This is a genomic window from Pseudomonas sp. CFII64, from assembly GCF_000416235.1.
Classification (GTDB): domain Bacteria; phylum Pseudomonadota; class Gammaproteobacteria; order Pseudomonadales; family Pseudomonadaceae; genus Aquipseudomonas.
This window is the reverse complement of sequence record NZ_ATLO01000012.1, coordinates 60,693-75,648: the sequence shown is the minus strand read 5'-3', so window position 1 is coordinate 75,648 and position 14,956 is coordinate 60,693. Positions and strand designations below refer to the sequence as shown.

Here is a 14,956-nt window from a genome sequence, read left to right as displayed (position 1 = left end):
ATCCTTTTATAGAGGCTCTGCTCAGAGCCTCGCACACCGGAGCGCTGCAAGCCACAGCGCGGTTCAGTTCAGGGACGAGTGCCGACTTCGGCTTCCTGAGCTGTCCACGGCTTGACCTGCCCGCTGAGCGTAAGCCCCAGACCAGGCCGTGTTGGCACAAGCATTCGGCCGTCGCGGGTTTCCAGACGCTCGTTGAACAGCGGCTCCAGCCATTCGAAATGCTCGACCCAAGGCTCGGTCGGATAGGCCGCCGCGAGATGAACGTGCAGTTCCATGGCGAAGTGCGGTGCAAGCATCAAACCTGCTTGCTCGGCCATTGCCGCGACTTTCAGGTAAGGCGTGATACCGCCGACACGTGGCGCGTCGGGCATCAGGAAGTCAGCGCCGCGCAGCTTGATGAACTCGGCGTGTTCGGCAACGCTGGTGAGCATTTCACCGGTGGCAATCGGCGTGTCGAATTGCTGCGCCAGCGCGGCATGGCCTTCCGCGTCGTAGCAGTCCAGGGGTTCTTCGATCCAGATCAGGTTGAACTCTTCAAACCGACGGCACATGCGCTGGGCCGTTGGGCGATCCCATTGCTGGTTGGCATCGACCATCAGCGGGAAGTCATCACCCAGGTGTCTGCGAACCGTGCTGACGCGCTTGATATCGATGGCGCAGTCCGGCTGGCCGACTTTCAGCTTGATGCCGCCAATGCCCTTTTCCCGCGACAGGTCGGTGTTCTTCATCAACTGATCCAGCGGCGTGTGCAGGAAGCCGCCAGAGGTGTTGTAGCAGCGCACCGAATCGCGCTGCGCGCCCAGCAGGCGAGCCAGCGACAGGTTGGCGCGCTTGGCTTTCAGGTCCCACAGCGCCACATCGAACGCGCCGATCGCCTGGGTCGACATACCGCTGCGGCCCACCGATGCGCCGGCCCAGCACAGCTTGGTCCACAGTTTGGCGATGTCACTGGGGTTTTCGCCGATCAGCGCCGGGGCTACTTCCTTGGCGTGGGCGAATTGTCCCGGCCCGCCGGCACGTTTGGAGTAGCTGAAGCCAAGGCCACTATGACCGTCAACGGTTTCAATTTCAGCGAACAGGATGACGATTTCGGTCATCGGCTTCTGCCGGCCGGTCAGCACCTTGGCATCGCTGATCGGGTTGGCCAGCGGCAGGATGACCGATGAGACCCGAACCCAGGCGATACGGTCGTCGTCAGCGGACTTGATGGATTGTTGTTGTACGAGCATGTGCGCTCTCCTTCAATCGTGAGGTTGTAAACAGAAGTCAGGTACGCGGCCTGGTCAGTTCGGCGTTCATAGCGGCGTCGACGGGCCGAGCCGGATCTTCGAGGTCATCAAGCTCCAGGCGCTTGAGTGGCCCGACGATGAACAGGTAGGAAAACGCACCCAGCAGGCCCATTCCGGCGACGTACATCAGCGCGACATCGAACGAGCCCAACTGATTGATCATCACGCCGATGGCGATGGGGGTCACAATGCTGGCGAGGTTGCCGCAGAAGTTGAACATCGCACCGCTCAGGCCCATGGCGCGTGCCGGAGAGACGTCGCCGACGATGCACCAGCCCAGATTGCCGACGCCCTTGGCGAAGAACGCCACCGACATCACCAGAATCACCAGCGTGATCGACTGCGTGTAGTTGGCGACCATGATGCTGCTGGAGAGCAACAGCCCACAGATGATTGGCGTCTTGCGCGCCGCAGTCAGGCTGAAGTTCTTGCGCAGCATCCAGTCCGACCAGACGCCGCCGATCATGCCGCCCAGGCAACCGGCGATAGGCGGAATGGCAGCGACCAGGCCGACCTTCAGCATGGTCATGCCCTTGGCTTCGATCAGGTACGTCGGGAACCAGGTCAGGAAAAACCAGGTGATGGAGGTCAGGCAGAACTGGCCCAGATAGATGCCTACCATCATGCGGTTGCCACCGATGGCCTTCAGGCTTTTCCAGCTGAACGGGGTCTTCACGTCGCCGATGGTTGGCAAACCGCCACCCGCTTCGATGTAGTCGATTTCCGCCTGGTTGGCGCGCTTGTCCTTGCGCGGTTCCTGAACCATCCGGAACCACAGTAAACCGATAAAGATGCCCGCGCCGCCCGTGACCCAGAACACGTGCTGCCATCCCCAGGTGCTCACCAGCCAGACCATCAACGGCGTGAAGGCGGCCAGTGCGAAATATTGCGCGGACTGAAATACCGCCGTCGCCAGCCCCCTTTCGTGACGCGGGAACCACATGACCGTCAGGCGATTGTTGGCCGGAAATGCCGGTGCTTCGGCAACGCCCATCATGAAGCGCAAGACAAACAGCGCCAGAAACGCGGAACTGAACAGGTCAACGTAACCTTGCAGGAAGGTGAACACCGACCAGATGATCAGGCTCAGCCCAAGTACCAGACGTGAACCGAACCGGTCGAGGATGATGCCACCGGGCAGTTGCATCGAGGTATAGGCCCAACCGAATGCCGAGAACGCAATGCCCATGGTCAGGGCATCGAAGCCCAGGTCGGTGCGCATACTGGGCGCGGCGATGGACAGCGTTGCCCGATCAACATAGTTGAAAACGGTGACGATGAAGATCATCACCAGGATGAGATAGCGGACGTTTGTCTTGGCTATCGATTGCGCAGGATCGCTCACTCTTATTTTCCTTATTGTGAAATTCGGCATTGGTACAGCGTGGTTTTCAATCTCCTGAGACCCTGATGATCGGGCAATGATTGCGCAATCATTCAAAGGCTTAAAAAAAGGCGCTGCCAGAGAAGACAGTTGACCCCGACGCCGATATTACACTGATTGCGCAATCATTCAACTGTCAGAGAATCAACATTCACCGGTTTTTGCTCAGGTACTGGCGCGATCGATCAGGGTGAAGCCGGTGTCAATGCGCACCGGGTCGTGACTGCCTGCGGGATAGGCGAAGCGCTCAAGCAGCGCCTGGGCGACTTGCAGGCCGATTCTTCTGCCATCAACGCTGACTGTGGACAGCGCCGGGTACACCTGCGCCGCACTGCTCAAATCACCGAAGCCCATCACCGCGAGATCCGAAGGCACCTGCATCCCGCGACTGGCGGCTTCGGCCAGCACACCCTGGGCCACGGTGTCGGAGCTGCACACGACGATATCCGGTTGCACGGGCTGTTCCAGCAAACGCCGAAGCCCTTCCCGCCCGACTTCGAGCGTCGCCGGCGGCGCCAGAACCTCCATCGGCACTTCGTCCATCCCCAAGCGTTTGAGCTCGGCAATCAGGCTATTGCAACGGCGCAAGCCACGGGGGTCACTGATGGTCACCACTGAAAACCGTTTGTAGCCCTTGGCAACCAGATGTCGCGCGGTCTGCTCCCCGACTTTTTCATGAGAGAAACCCACCAGCATGTCCAGCGGATCTTCACTCAAGTCCCAGGCTTCGACCACGGGAATACCTGCCTGAGCAAGGCGCAGGCGGCTGGATTCGGTGTGGAGTGTGCCGGTCAGAACGATGCCATCCGGACGCCGACCGAGGACCGCTTCCAGGAGCTTTTCTTCCTGTTCGGCGGAATAGCCGGTGAGGCCCAGCAGGGTCTGATAGCCCGCTTCGGTCAGCCGATCCATCAGCGATTGCACAGTGTCGGCAAAAATCGAGTTGGCAATGGTCGGCAGGAAAATCGCCACCAGACGGCTTTTATTACTGGCCAGGCCGCCAGCCAGCATGTTCGACACATACCCGGTCTTGCGTACCGCCTCGCGGACCTTTTCCCGGGTTTCTTCGGTCACCAGTTCTGGTCGATGCAAGGCTCTGGAGACGGTCATGGGTGAGACACCTGCAACCTTGGCCACATCAATCAATGTCAGGCTGGAGCCTTTCCGGGTTGCCGTCGATGACAGATCAATGGGGGATGCTGCGGGTTTCTTCGCCATGAACATTCCGAATCTGAAGCTTGATACCTGAAACTGCTGTGCGAGCAGGCTGTTAGCGCAGTGAATCTATCAAAGCTGCGCAGAACATTCACGATACTTGGTGTTGGCTCATAGATTTTCAGGGTTGCCCCCACGTGCATCATCTTCAACCTCTGAGCGCGCTGATGATGAAAGCATGAAGGCTATTGACCGCTTTAGAGCCGCGAGAGGCTCGGCTACGCAGAATCGAAACGTCCATAGGTTCGATGTTGCCCAGACCTTGCTCGCTGCCCAGGACCTGAAGCGATGCCTGCACGGTGCATTGCGTGATCGCGGTGATAGCGAGCCCACCCTCAACGGCGGCCACTTGGCCAGCAAGGCTGGAGCTGTTGTATACCACTTTGAATTGGCGCCCCTGTTGGGTCAGTGAATTCACCGCATAATGCCGAGCCAGGCTTGCACTTTCGTAGACGGCGATAGGCACCGGGTCTCGCCTCCACAGTTCGAACTGTGGCGAACCCACCCAAACCATGGGCTCTTTGAAGAGAAATGTGCCGCTTTGAGGCGAGTCTCTGGAGACCAGCGCCAGGTCAAGATCGCCGCTGCGCACACGCGGGATAAGCGTGGTGGACTGTTCACAGGTCAGCTCTATTTCCACGCCTGCGTAGCGCGGCGAAAAACGCTTGAGAACCGGCGTGAGATACCTGGCCGCGTAGTCCTCGGCGACGCCAAGGCGAATTCGGCCGGTCAACTCTTCACCGTGAAAAGCCGCCTGAGTCTCGGCATGAAGGGCGAGCATGCGACGGGCGTAGGTCAACAGCGTCTGACCGTCAGCAGTCAGTCGCAAGTGCCGAGGGCCACGATTCAACAACTGCCGTCCAAGCGCGGCCTCCAGTTTTTTCATCTGCATACTGACGGCCGACTGCGATCTGTTGACCTCATGGGCTGCGCCGGACAGCGAACCCGCATCCACCACTGCCACAAAGCACTTGAGCCAATCGATCTGCAAATCGCTGGCAGGCATCGCAGTCACCTCTATTCGTTAATCGAATGACAAAGTCGTGAATTATGCGCTTTTCATGACGGTTGTTCACCCGCAGAGTACTGGCATGAATCAACCCATTCTGGATCTGCCATGCCATTCGAGACCTGGTTGCTCTATCTGTTTACCTGCTGCGGCATCGCGGTGGTTCCAGGGCCCAATGCATTATTGGTGCTGACCCATGGCGCCCTTCACGGGAGCCGCAAGACGCTATTCACCATCACGGGCGGCGTGCTTGGCTTTGCCATCGTGCTTTCGCTCTGCGCCTTGGGATTGGGTGCGCTGATCCAGGCGTCGGCCAGCTGGTTCACAGCATTGAAGATTGCTGGCGGGCTCTATCTGATCTGGCTGGGCTTCGGGCTGTGGCGGTCTGCGCCCGTCAGCCTTGATCCGACCGGCACTACCAGTTTCCGACCTTGGTCGCTGTTCCGCCAAGGGCTGGTATCGGCCATTTCAAACCCCAAGGCACTGTTGCTCTTCACTGCGTTTATTCCACCGTTCCTGGATCCGCAGCGAAGCATCATCGCGCAGACAATCACTATCGCGCTGACCTATGCAGTCGTGGAGTTCGTCGTTGAGTATCTGGTGGCCAGCGCAGCGCACCGGGTCAGACCCTGGCTGGCTCGAACCGGACGCCGATTCAATAAAGTCTGCGGTGGATTTTTTGTACTGTTCGGGCTGGCCCTGCCTATCCATACCTGACGGCAATGCTGCTTGCGCGCGGGGAATCAAACCCCGTCTTGCACTTCACCTGCGGTTTTTTGCTCACCCGATGGCAACGACCTCATCAGTTCGGCATGGCAAACCTCGAGTATTTCATCTGCCAGAGGCGAGTCATCCGGACAGGCCCTCGACAGCATAACCGCACCTAGTGCATGGGCGAGCAGGTCAATCATTTTTGCTCGTGTGTCTTGCTGTGGCGCATCCAGACCCGCCTGGTACTTTTCCTCGAGTGCAGCCAGCGTTTTTTCAATTCCGCTGACAAACGTCGCCTTCAACTCATCCGACTGACGCGCAGCATCACCACACAGCGCCGCCATGGTGCAACCGCCTCCCCTGCCGTCCCGGTGATCTCTCGACACATACACATTGATGAAGCCCGCAACGTCGAGGTCGCAAGAGCTGGCGAGTGATTGCGACAAGCTTTTTTCCGCGGCCTCGGCCATCAAATCCGCTTTGGAACCGAAGTGTTTGTAAAAGCCGCCCTGGGTAAAACCGGCAGTGGCCATTAACTCCGCCACACCCACACCATCGTAGCCACGCTCACGAAACAGCTCTGAAGCCGTTGCCACAATATGAGCCCGGTTGGCGAGTGATTGGGTCTTGGTGATCTTCATTTCGCGCCCCTGTGCCTGATAAATCAACAGCCTGACTATACTATGATGTCGGTCATAATCAAAATCATTGACAGCTTTGAGCATGATCGACATCATAAATACCTGCTGGCGAATCTCCACCCACACGGCGCGGATCGCGTGTTTGATTAACGATTATGGAATCGATATGAACGACAAGACTTTGTTTGAGCCCTACAACCTCGGCTCGCTGACGCTTTCCAACAGAATCGTAATGGCGCCACTGACGCGAAACCGCGCTGGAGCAGGCTTTGTTCCGAGCCAATTCGCTGCCACCTATTACGGCCAGCGAGCTTCCGCCGGCCTGCTGATTTCCGAGGCTACCCAGATCTCACAGCAAGGACAGGGCTATCAAGATACGCCAGGGATTTATACCCAGGCGCAGATAGAGGCATGGCGCACTGTCACCGAAGCCGTCCATGCGCGGGGCGGACGTATTTTCCTGCAGTTGTGGCACGTCGGACGCGTGTCCCATGTTGACCTCCAGGAAAATGGCGCAGCTCCGGTAGCCCCCTCTGCCCTTCGCGCGGCGACGAAGGTTTTCGTCAACAACAGCTTCGTGGATGTTTCGCAACCTCGAGCCCTCGAAATCGGCGAGCTCGCTGGAATCGTCAAGGACTTCCGCCAGGCCGCAGCAAACGCGATGGCTGCCGGTTTTGATGGCGTAGAAATCCATGGCGCGAACGGCTACCTGCTTGACCAGTTCCTCAAGGACGGAGCGAATGTGCGCACCGATGCCTACGGCGGCTCGGTTGAAAATCGTGCTCGTTTGCTACTGGAAGTCGCAGCGGCTGTAGTCAGCGAAATCGGTGCGCAGCGAACAGGTATTCGGATCTCTCCCGTCTCCCCCGCCAATGATGTTTCCAGTACCGACCCGCAAGCTCAATTCGACTACCTCGTCGATCAACTCGACGTCTTGGGCCTGGTTTACCTGCACGTGGTCGAAGGCGCAACCGGCGGGCCGCGAGACGTGGCGCCCTTTGACTTCGGCTCCCTGCGTCAACGCTTCAAACAGACCTACATCGCCAACAATGGCTACGACCTGAATCTGGCCACTTCAACGCTGCTCGAAGACAAGGCCGATCTCATTGCCTTCGGACGTCCGTTTATTGGCAACCCTGATTTGGTAGAGCGACTCAAGACCGACGCCGCCCTGTCCGCATTCGACCCAGCCACCTTGTACGGCGGCGGTGCAGCCGGCTACATCGACTACCCGACGCTTACCGAGAGCGCCCACCAAAACCACTGACAGAATCACTGTTGCTCCCCTTGCAGGCGCCACACGTGAATCGCCAATCGACATCTACAGCAGAGAATCTTGCCATGACCAAGCCTACTACCGTCCTGATTACCGGCGCCTCCACTGGCATCGGCGCCACCTATGCAGAGCGCTTTGCGCAACGCGGACACAGCCTCGTCCTGGTAGCCCGCGACAAAACCCGGCTGGACGCCCTCGCAGCGCAACTGCGTGAAAAACACCATGTATCCGTTGATGTGCTCCAGGCCGACCTGACCCAAAGCGCCGACCTGACGGCGGTGGAAACCCGCCTGCGCAATGATTCCGATATTGGCATCCTGGTAAACAATGCGGGCGCAGCACAATCGGGCAGCTTTATCGAACAGTCACCTGACAGCGTTGCTCAGCTGGTTACGCTCAACACCACCGCACTGGTCAGACTTGCCAGCGCCATCGCCCCACGCCTGGCAGAAGCCGGGGACGGCGCGATCATCAACATAGGTTCGGTTGTTGGCCTGGCGCCTGAGTTCGGCATGACGGTCTACGGTGCGACCAAGGCCTTCGTGCTGTTTCTGTCACAGGGCATGAGCCTGGAGCTGACGCCCAGAGGCGTCTACGTACAAGCCGTCTTGCCGGCAGCCACTCGTACCGAAATCTGGGAGCGAGCGGGTATCGACATCAATACCCTGACTGACGTCATGGAAGTGGGTGATCTGGTCGATGCGGCGCTGGTCGGCTTTGATCGGCGCGAGCCTGTGACTATCCCGCCACTGCAGGATGCCGACCGTTGGGATGCCTTGCAGGCTGCACGCCAGGGTTTGCTATCGCAGATTCGGCAAGCCGAAGTCGCCGAGCGCTACACAGCCACAAAGTAAAACATCGTGAAGCAGGTGCTCGTGCAAGAGCACCTGCCCAACCTACATGACACTTCATGATTCGAAACCTCAACCAGAATCGCCCACAGGATTCACCAATGCCGCGCGCCATTGCCATGAGAGTTGAATCAACATGAAGGCATTTACCATCGACCGCTACGGTAAAAACAATGGACGCCTGACCGAGGTGCCCGCCCCTGACGTGGGTGCCCATGACGTTCTTGTTCAAGTGCATGCGGCCAGCGTCAACGTGCTCGACTCAAAGATCAGTAGCGGCGAATTCAAACTGATCCTGCCGTATTCGTTCCCGCTGATACTGGGAAATGACCTGGCCGGGATAGTCGTCGGCGTGGGCTCTGCAGTGCGGCGCTTCAAGCCGGGTGATGAAGTTTATGCACGCCCTCCTGAGCAGCGCATCGGCACATTCGCCGAGCTGATCGCGGTGCCCGAAGACGCACTTGCGCTCAAACCCAACAACATCAGCATGGAAGAGGCCGCCTCGCTCCCGCTGGTTGCGCTCACGGCCTGGCAGGTGCTGGTGGAAACCGCCAAGCTGAAAAAAGGCCAGAAGGTCTTTATCCAGGCCGGCTCCGGTGGAGTCGGCAGCATTGCGATCCAGCTCGCCAAGCATCTGGGCGCCTTTGTCGCGACAACCACCAGCACCAACAACGTTGAATGGGTCAAGGCGCTGGGAGCGGACATAGTCATCGACTACAAGAAGGAAAAGGTCGAAAGCGTCCTGCAGGACTACGACATCGTATTGAACAGCCTGGGCGCGGATGAGCTGGAAAAATCCCTCAGCATTCTCAAGCCTGGAGGCCAGCTCATTTCGATCTCCGGGCCGCCGACGCCACAGTTCGCTGAAGAGCAAAGGCTGTCCTGGGTATTTGGCCTGATCATGCGTGTGTTGAGCAGCAGCATCCGCAGGAAGGCGCGCAAAAAACATGTCAGCTATGCATTTGTCTTTATGCGCCACAACGGTGCTCAGCTGGATGAAATAACGGCGCTCATCGAGTCCGGAATCATAAAGCCAGTGATCGACCAAACCTTCCCTTTCGAGGCGACAGCCAAAGCGTTGAGCTATGTCGAACAAGGAAGATCAAAAGGCAAAGTAGTGATCAAGCTGGTCTGACAAGACACCGTGATAGTCGACAAAACGTCCCACTGGCCGCCGTCTTGTTCTTCCCTCCAACCGGTCACCTTCTGTCACCACTGATTGCCGCACTGGCGATTAGCGTGAGCTCGGCGTCGGTGGTATTCAACGCCTCACGTCTGCACCAGGCTTCCATTGATTGAGTGAAAACGACCGCTTGACCTTACCATCGCGGCAAGGTTGAGGATAAACCAAAGTCGCAGACAAGCCTTACGCGTCAGTCTTTCCATGATCAACCTGGTTGTGAGGAGTCACCAATGAAAACAGTTGAACTGCAAGTCCAAGGCATGAGCTGTGGTTCATGTATCAAACATGTCACCGAAGCGCTGCGCCCACTTGAAGGCGTCAGTGACGTAACAGTGGATCTACAAGCCGGCCGGGTGAAAGTCAGCGGCGATTCGCACAGCCCTGCGCTGCTTGCAGCCCTGCAGGACGCGGGCTATCCAGCACAGCTGGCGACAGTGGAACGCACAGCGAGTAAGACAACCTCGGGTTGTGGCGGGAACGGCGGCTGCTGCTGTCGGTAAGCGTAATTCAAACTGGAGAACTCCCATGATTACCAATATCCGTATCGCTGTGCTCACGACACTACTCATGACCGGAGCGGCACAAGCTGCTGAAGTCATCGATGTTTACCGCGATCCTGACTGCGGCTGCTGCAAGGACTGGATAAAGTATCTTGAAGTTAATGGCTTCAGCGTGCGCGAGCATGTCGAGCCCAACATGAGCAAAGTCAAACAGCGCCTCGGCGTCGCTCCGCGCCTGGCCTCCTGTCATACCGCGATGATTGACGGGAAGTTTGTCGAAGGCCATGTACCGGTAGCACAGATTCTCGACCTGAAGAGTCACCCCGACCTCGTCGGAGTCTCGGTGCCGGGCATGCCCGCTGGCTCGCCTGGAATGGATTACGGCCAAACCAAACAGCCGTATCAGGTGATAGGTCAGACCCTGACGGGCACCGATCAAGTAGTCGCTGAATATTCTGGCAATTGACGGCTGCGCCAGACTAATCAGGTGCGCCTGCCACGAGACGAATCCATGGGTGCAAGCTACTCGCAGCGCAGGCAGATTGCCGTTGCCAACCTGACGCAATTGTAATCACACGCCGTCCGATGATGTGACATCTTGCTTACAAATGACGGCTGGCACTGACTCTCTGAAGCGAGCCGTGGCCTCATCGTGGAGGCGGATCCGTTCTGCCCTGGATTCTGACTTAGGACACCTCAATGCATTCCCGAACATCAAGACGCACTTTCGTGAAAGCACTGGCGGCAGGCGGGCTACTCGCAGGCTTTGGGCTATGGCGCAGCCCGGTGTGGGCGATTTCCAGTCAGGGCCAGCTGAATGTAATCGCAGGTTCTGACTTCGATCTTTCAATCGGTGAGATGGGAGTGAACTTCACGGGCACTCCGTGCACTGCGATGACAATCAACGGCAGTCTCCCAGGGCCTTTGCTACGCTGGCGCGAAGGCGACACGGTTACGCTGCGGGTCAGGAACCGGCTTAAGGAAAATACCTCGATCCATTGGCACGGCATCATTCTGCCCGTGAATATGGACGGTGTTCCAGGCCTGAGCTTCCACGGAATTGAGCCAGATGGCCTGTACGTGTACTCGTTCAAGGTTAAACAGAACGGCACATACTGGTATCACAGTCATTCCGGTTTTCAAGAGCAGGTCGGTGTCTATGGGCCTCTGGTCATTGATGCAAAAGACCCCGAACCCTTCAGCTACGACCGCGACTATGTGGTGATGCTGTCCGACTGGACTGATGAAAACCCCGAGCGGGTCATGAAAAAGCTCAAGAAACAGTCCAGTTACTATAACCAGCACAAGCGCACCGTCGGCGATTTCATTGATGACGTCAGCAAGGCCGGTTGGTCTGCCACGGTCGCGGATCGAAAAATGTGGGCTGAAATGAAGATGAACCCCACGGATCTTGCCGACGTTAGTGGCGCCACCTACACGTATTTGCTCAACGGGCTGGCTCCCGACAGCAACTGGACAGGTATTTTCAGGCCCGGCGAACGGCTGCGCCTAAGGTTCATCAATGGTTCGGCGATGAGCTACTTTGACGTGCGCATTCCCGGTTTGAAGATGACTGTCGTCGCGGCAGACGGGCAGTACGTGAAGCCCGTCAGCGTTGATGAGTTCCGTATTGCCGTGGCCGAAACTTTCGATGTGATCGTTGAACCCACTGAAAACGCGTACACACTGTTCGCCCAGTCAATGGATCGCACAGGTTTCGCGAGAGGTACGCTGGCTGTGCATGAAGGGCTCTCGGCCCCTGTGCCGTCCCTCGATCAACGTCCGTTGATCACGATGAGCGACATGGGTATGGGTGATATGGCCGGCATGGATCATGGCGATATGGATGGCATGGCCCAGAACTCGATGCAAGGCATGGAGGGTATGGATCACAGCCAAATGGCGGCTGGCAACGATAACAACACGCAAGGTATGACGGGCATGGACGGTGGATCGATGCAGAGCATGGATAACGGCCAGACGTCAGCCTCGGCAGGCGTGTCTGCCCACTCGATGCAGGGCATGAACGGCATGAACTCGATGGAGCCCCACCCGGCCTCAGAAGCAAATAACCCACTGGTCGACATGCAGGCCATGAGCCCCTCGCCGAAACTTAACGATCCAGGCATGGGGCTGAGAAACAACGGTCGCCGGGTACTGACCTACGCAGACCTAAAGAGCACCTTCCAGGATCCCGATGGCCGGGAACCAAGCCGCACCATCACACTTCACCTGACCGGACACATGGAAAAGTTCTCGTGGTCTTTTGACGGCGTGAAATTCGCGGATGCCGAACCGCTTCGCCTCAAGTATGGAGAGCGCATTCGAGTGGTTCTAGTGAACGACACCATGATGATGCACCCCATTCACCTGCATGGCATGTGGAGTGATCTAGAGGAAGAAAACGGTGATTTCATGGTTCGTAAACACACCATCGACATGCCGCCAGGCACTAAACGCAGTTACCGCGTGACCGCCGATGCTCTAGGGCGATGGGCGTACCACTGCCACCTGATGTACCACATGGAAATGGGCATGTTCCGCGAAGTCCGTGTGCAAGAGTAGGAGCCAGACATGAACTTCGAACAATCCGCTAAATCGGTTTTCGTCAGTCTGGCCATCCTCGGAGTGGGGGTTACGCCGTTTTCGCTTGTTTATGCGCAGACCGGGCCGACGCAAGGCATGGATCACTCTCACATGCAGGGTATGGATGACGGTCAATTGCAAGGCATGAAGCCCGCAGCGTCTCAAGAAAGCCGTACACCCATCCCTGCACTTACCAACGCGGATCGCGCGGCGGTGTTTGAAAGTCATGCCGGCCACCAGATGCGCGACGACGCAATCAACTCGTTTTTCCTAATTGATCAACTCGAATGGCAGGACGCTGACGCTGGAAGCACCCTGAGCTGGGAGGCTAACGGCTGGATCGGAGGCGATACTGATCGTCTCTTGCTTCGCACCGAAGGCGAGAGAACCAATGGCGTGACCGAAAGCGCTGAACTCCAGGCACTCTGGGGTCATGCCATCAGTCCTTGGTGGGACATTGTCAGTGGCGTGCGGCAAGACTTCAAACCCGGCACGCCTCAGACGTGGGCGGCACTGGGCCTGCAGGGCATGGCGCTCTATAACCTGGAAACGCAAGCCACCGCCTACTTGGGCGAAGGCGGCCAGACGGCGCTGCGACTCAAGGGTGACTACGACATTTTATTAACCAACCGTTTGATTCTGCAGCCCACTGTTGAAATGAACCTTTATGGCAAAAACGACCTTCAACGTGCCACCGGCTCCGGGCTTTCGGACACCGAGTTTGGCCTGAGGATGCGCTACGAAATTCGCCCCGAATTCGCACCTTATATAGGCGTGACCTGGAACCGTTCCTACGGAAAAACTGCAGATTACGCCCGTGAAGAAGATGAAGAACGAAGCGAAGCACGTTTCGTTGCAGGGGTGCGAATGTGGTTCTGATCCCGTGTCACACCACCCAAAACTATTCCAACAATAAACAACACCCCACGGCTTAGTCCGTCAGGAGCCTTGCATGTTATCTCTTAAAACCTTCAGCGTTGCCGCAGCATTTAGCGCAGGTCTGTTGTTGAGCGCAGTCGCACAGGCGCATCCCAAACTGCTGTCCTCCACTCCGGCAGAGGGCTCCACTGTTCAGGCCCCAGAAAAAATTGAACTGAACTTCTCGGAGAAACTGACTACCCAGTTTTCCGGCGCAAAATTGATCATGACTGAGATGCCGGGTATGTCTACACACTCCCCTATGGGCGTCAAAGCGAGTGTTTCTGGCGGCGCCGATCCGAAAATGATGGTGATCAGTCCCACAACATCACTCACACCAGGCACCTACAAAGTTGAATGGAGAGCGGTTTCCTCCGATACCCATCCGATCACAGGCTCTGTGACCTTCAAAGTCAAATGATCCATGGATGACTTAATCAACATAATCCTCCGCTTTGCGCTGTACATCGACTTGATGTTGCTTTTTGGCTTAGCGTTGTTTGGTATCTACAGTCTCAAAGGAAAAGAACGGAGCTGTGGAGTCGTTTTGAATTTTGAGTCGCTTCTGGTCGGCAGTGCCATTCTCGGCGTCTTACTATCGTTTGCCGCAATGCTGCAAATGGCAAAGATGATGAGCGGCGTATCTAGCTTCATGGAGCTTCATCATCACATTTTTCAAATGATGCTGATGGGGACTGACGTGGGGCTCACATGGATGGTTCGGATAGCCTCGCTGACGCTCGCGGGTATCGCGGCCTTACTCAATAGACGAGCCCCTACCCTAAGCCTGTGGGTAGTCACCATCTGCGGCGCTGTGGCTCTTGGCACATTGGCCTGGACAGGGCACGGTGCGATGGATGAAGGCTCTCGACGGTATCTGCATTTCACAAGCGATATTGTTCATCTTCTGGGTGCCGGGAGCTGGGTGGGCGCGCTCACTGCATTCGTGATTTTGTTGCGATCAAACAAGCTTGCAGGTGTTGCGAAAATCCAGGTACTGAGTCGTACCCTGACTGGATTCGAATCTGCCGGAGCACTCATCGTCTTAACCCTGACCGTGACCGGCATAAGCAATTACCTGATGGTTGTGGGGCAGACGTTCGAGACTTTGACCACCACTACTTATGGTGCCCTACTGTCGTTAAAGATTTTTTTGTTTGTCGGGATGCTCATGTTTGCGGGCGTAAACCGTTTTCACCTGAGCCCGCTGCTCGAACGATCCATCCAGACAGGCACTCACGGTGTTGCCGTTAACGCGTTGCGGCGCAGCGTGATTCTAGAGTTGACGATGGTGGTGTTCATTATGGGTCTCGTTGCCTGGCTCGGCACCCTCAGCCCAGAGATGGAAATGTCCGCTGAGTAGGTCGTAACGCTAAGGCAGGTACGAGCATCC

The 14,956-nt window shown here is 57.2% G+C and carries 16 protein-coding genes; 11 read left to right on the top strand and 5 right to left on the bottom strand.

From position 1 onward, the window contains the following. Positions 1 to 68: 68 nt before the first annotated feature. From CFII64_RS07880 to CFII64_RS07870, 3 genes are all read right to left on the bottom strand, one after another. Positions 69 to 1,229 carry a mandelate racemase/muconate lactonizing enzyme family protein gene (locus tag CFII64_RS07880; RefSeq protein WP_020290261.1) on the bottom strand — a complete coding sequence of 387 codons (1,161 nt, stop codon included), beginning with the start codon at positions 1,227 to 1,229 and terminating at the stop codon, positions 69 to 71. A gap of 37 nt (positions 1,230 to 1,266) precedes the next feature. Then, positions 1,267 to 2,664 (bottom strand): MFS transporter, encoded by a 1,398-nt coding sequence (locus CFII64_RS07875; protein ID WP_052026594.1) that lies wholly within the window; start codon positions 2,662 to 2,664, stop codon positions 1,267 to 1,269. Between the two features lie 174 nt (positions 2,665 to 2,838). Then, entirely contained in the window at positions 2,839 to 3,783 is a 945-nt protein-coding gene (locus tag CFII64_RS07870; protein ID WP_020290259.1) for a LacI family DNA-binding transcriptional regulator, read from the bottom strand. Between CFII64_RS07870 and CFII64_RS30225 the strand changes: the two genes are divergently transcribed. Beyond that, the gene (locus CFII64_RS30225) at positions 3,782 to 3,922 is read left to right on the top strand and encodes a hypothetical protein (RefSeq protein WP_020290258.1); all 141 of its coding nucleotides are present in this window, start codon (positions 3,782 to 3,784) and stop codon (positions 3,920 to 3,922) included. The two genes, CFII64_RS07870 and CFII64_RS30225, sit on opposite strands and share 2 nt — an antisense overlap. Before the next feature lie 114 nt (positions 3,923 to 4,036). Here the strand turns inward: CFII64_RS30225 and CFII64_RS07865 are convergent, their stop codons facing one another. Beyond that, positions 4,037 to 4,894, bottom strand: coding sequence for a LysR family transcriptional regulator (locus tag CFII64_RS07865; protein WP_020290257.1), 858 nt, complete (start codon positions 4,892 to 4,894; stop codon positions 4,037 to 4,039). Positions 4,895 to 5,005: 111 nt separating this feature from the next. Between CFII64_RS07865 and CFII64_RS07860 the strand changes: the two genes are divergently transcribed. Beyond that, a complete protein-coding gene (locus CFII64_RS07860) occupies positions 5,006 to 5,614 on the top strand; it encodes a LysE family translocator (protein WP_020290256.1) in 609 nt (202 codons plus the stop codon). 26 nt (positions 5,615 to 5,640) lie between these two features. On the opposite strand, the gene CFII64_RS07855 is transcribed toward CFII64_RS07860, so the two are convergent. Continuing rightward, positions 5,641 to 6,249, bottom strand: a complete 609-nt coding sequence (locus CFII64_RS07855; RefSeq protein ID WP_044901242.1) for a TetR/AcrR family transcriptional regulator — start codon at positions 6,247 to 6,249, stop codon at positions 5,641 to 5,643. Between the two features lie 166 nt (positions 6,250 to 6,415). On the opposite strand from CFII64_RS07855, the gene CFII64_RS07850 reads away from it, so the two are divergent. The 9 genes from CFII64_RS07850 (at position 6,416) to copD (ending at position 14,926) form a co-directional block, all read left to right on the top strand. Further along, positions 6,416 to 7,516 (top strand): alkene reductase, encoded by a 1,101-nt coding sequence (locus CFII64_RS07850; RefSeq protein ID WP_020290254.1) that lies wholly within the window; start codon positions 6,416 to 6,418, stop codon positions 7,514 to 7,516. Between the two features lie 74 nt (positions 7,517 to 7,590). After that, positions 7,591 to 8,379, top strand: a complete 789-nt coding sequence (locus tag CFII64_RS07845; protein ID WP_020290253.1) for an SDR family oxidoreductase — start codon at positions 7,591 to 7,593, stop codon at positions 8,377 to 8,379. Between the two features lie 133 nt (positions 8,380 to 8,512). Beyond that, positions 8,513 to 9,511 carry an NADP-dependent oxidoreductase gene (locus tag CFII64_RS07840; protein WP_020290252.1) on the top strand — a complete coding sequence of 333 codons (999 nt, stop codon included), beginning with the start codon at positions 8,513 to 8,515 and terminating at the stop codon, positions 9,509 to 9,511. Positions 9,512 to 9,789: 278 nt separating this feature from the next. After that, the gene (locus tag CFII64_RS07835) at positions 9,790 to 10,059 is read left to right on the top strand and encodes a heavy-metal-associated domain-containing protein (RefSeq protein WP_020290251.1); all 270 of its coding nucleotides are present in this window, start codon (positions 9,790 to 9,792) and stop codon (positions 10,057 to 10,059) included. 25 nt (positions 10,060 to 10,084) lie between these two features. After that, the gene (locus CFII64_RS07830) at positions 10,085 to 10,525 is read left to right on the top strand and encodes a DUF411 domain-containing protein (protein ID WP_020290250.1); all 441 of its coding nucleotides are present in this window, start codon (positions 10,085 to 10,087) and stop codon (positions 10,523 to 10,525) included. Between the two features lie 233 nt (positions 10,526 to 10,758). Beyond that, complete coding sequence (locus CFII64_RS07825) at positions 10,759 to 12,624, top strand: copper resistance system multicopper oxidase (RefSeq protein ID WP_044901241.1); 1,866 nt, start codon at positions 10,759 to 10,761, stop codon at positions 12,622 to 12,624. 9 nt (positions 12,625 to 12,633) lie between these two features. Further along, the gene (locus tag CFII64_RS07820; protein ID WP_020290248.1) at positions 12,634 to 13,524 is read left to right on the top strand and encodes a copper resistance protein B; all 891 of its coding nucleotides are present in this window, start codon (positions 12,634 to 12,636) and stop codon (positions 13,522 to 13,524) included. A 73-nt stretch (positions 13,525 to 13,597) separates the two neighbouring features. Continuing rightward, entirely contained in the window at positions 13,598 to 13,984 is a 387-nt protein-coding gene (gene copC, locus CFII64_RS07815) for a copper homeostasis periplasmic binding protein CopC (RefSeq protein WP_020290247.1), read from the top strand. 3 nt (positions 13,985 to 13,987) lie between these two features. Further along, positions 13,988 to 14,926 carry a copper homeostasis membrane protein CopD gene (copD, locus tag CFII64_RS07810; RefSeq protein ID WP_020290246.1) on the top strand — a complete coding sequence of 313 codons (939 nt, stop codon included), beginning with the start codon at positions 13,988 to 13,990 and terminating at the stop codon, positions 14,924 to 14,926. Positions 14,927 to 14,956: the final 30 nt, after the last annotated feature.

Excerpts from the sequence above, each read along its gene's own strand:
- CFII64_RS07870 (WP_020290259.1), bottom strand. The coding sequence starts at position 3,783 with ATGACCGTCTCCAGAGCCTTGCATCGACCAGAACTGGTGACCGAAGAA.
- CFII64_RS30225 (WP_020290258.1), top strand. The coding sequence starts at position 3,782 with ATGGGTGAGACACCTGCAACCTTGGCCACATCAATCAATGTCAGGCTG.
- CFII64_RS07875 (WP_052026594.1), bottom strand. The coding sequence starts at position 2,664 with ATGCCGAATTTCACAATAAGGAAAATAAGAGTGAGCGATCCTGCGCAA.
- CFII64_RS07865 (WP_020290257.1), bottom strand. The coding sequence starts at position 4,894 with ATGCCTGCCAGCGATTTGCAGATCGATTGGCTCAAGTGCTTTGTGGCA.
- CFII64_RS07855 (WP_044901242.1), bottom strand. The coding sequence starts at position 6,249 with ATGAAGATCACCAAGACCCAATCACTCGCCAACCGGGCTCATATTGTG.
- CFII64_RS07880 (WP_020290261.1), bottom strand. The coding sequence starts at position 1,229 with ATGCTCGTACAACAACAATCCATCAAGTCCGCTGACGACGACCGTATC.
- CFII64_RS07860 (WP_020290256.1), top strand. The coding sequence starts at position 5,006 with ATGCCATTCGAGACCTGGTTGCTCTATCTGTTTACCTGCTGCGGCATC.
- CFII64_RS07835 (WP_020290251.1), top strand. The coding sequence starts at position 9,790 with ATGAAAACAGTTGAACTGCAAGTCCAAGGCATGAGCTGTGGTTCATGT.
- copC (WP_020290247.1), top strand. The coding sequence starts at position 13,598 with ATGTTATCTCTTAAAACCTTCAGCGTTGCCGCAGCATTTAGCGCAGGT.
- CFII64_RS07825 (WP_044901241.1), top strand. The coding sequence starts at position 10,759 with ATGCATTCCCGAACATCAAGACGCACTTTCGTGAAAGCACTGGCGGCA.
- copD (WP_020290246.1), top strand. The coding sequence starts at position 13,988 with ATGGATGACTTAATCAACATAATCCTCCGCTTTGCGCTGTACATCGAC.
- CFII64_RS07820 (WP_020290248.1), top strand. The coding sequence starts at position 12,634 with ATGAACTTCGAACAATCCGCTAAATCGGTTTTCGTCAGTCTGGCCATC.
- CFII64_RS07850 (WP_020290254.1), top strand. The coding sequence starts at position 6,416 with ATGAACGACAAGACTTTGTTTGAGCCCTACAACCTCGGCTCGCTGACG.
- CFII64_RS07845 (WP_020290253.1), top strand. The coding sequence starts at position 7,591 with ATGACCAAGCCTACTACCGTCCTGATTACCGGCGCCTCCACTGGCATC.
- CFII64_RS07830 (WP_020290250.1), top strand. The coding sequence starts at position 10,085 with ATGATTACCAATATCCGTATCGCTGTGCTCACGACACTACTCATGACC.
- CFII64_RS07840 (WP_020290252.1), top strand. The coding sequence starts at position 8,513 with ATGAAGGCATTTACCATCGACCGCTACGGTAAAAACAATGGACGCCTG.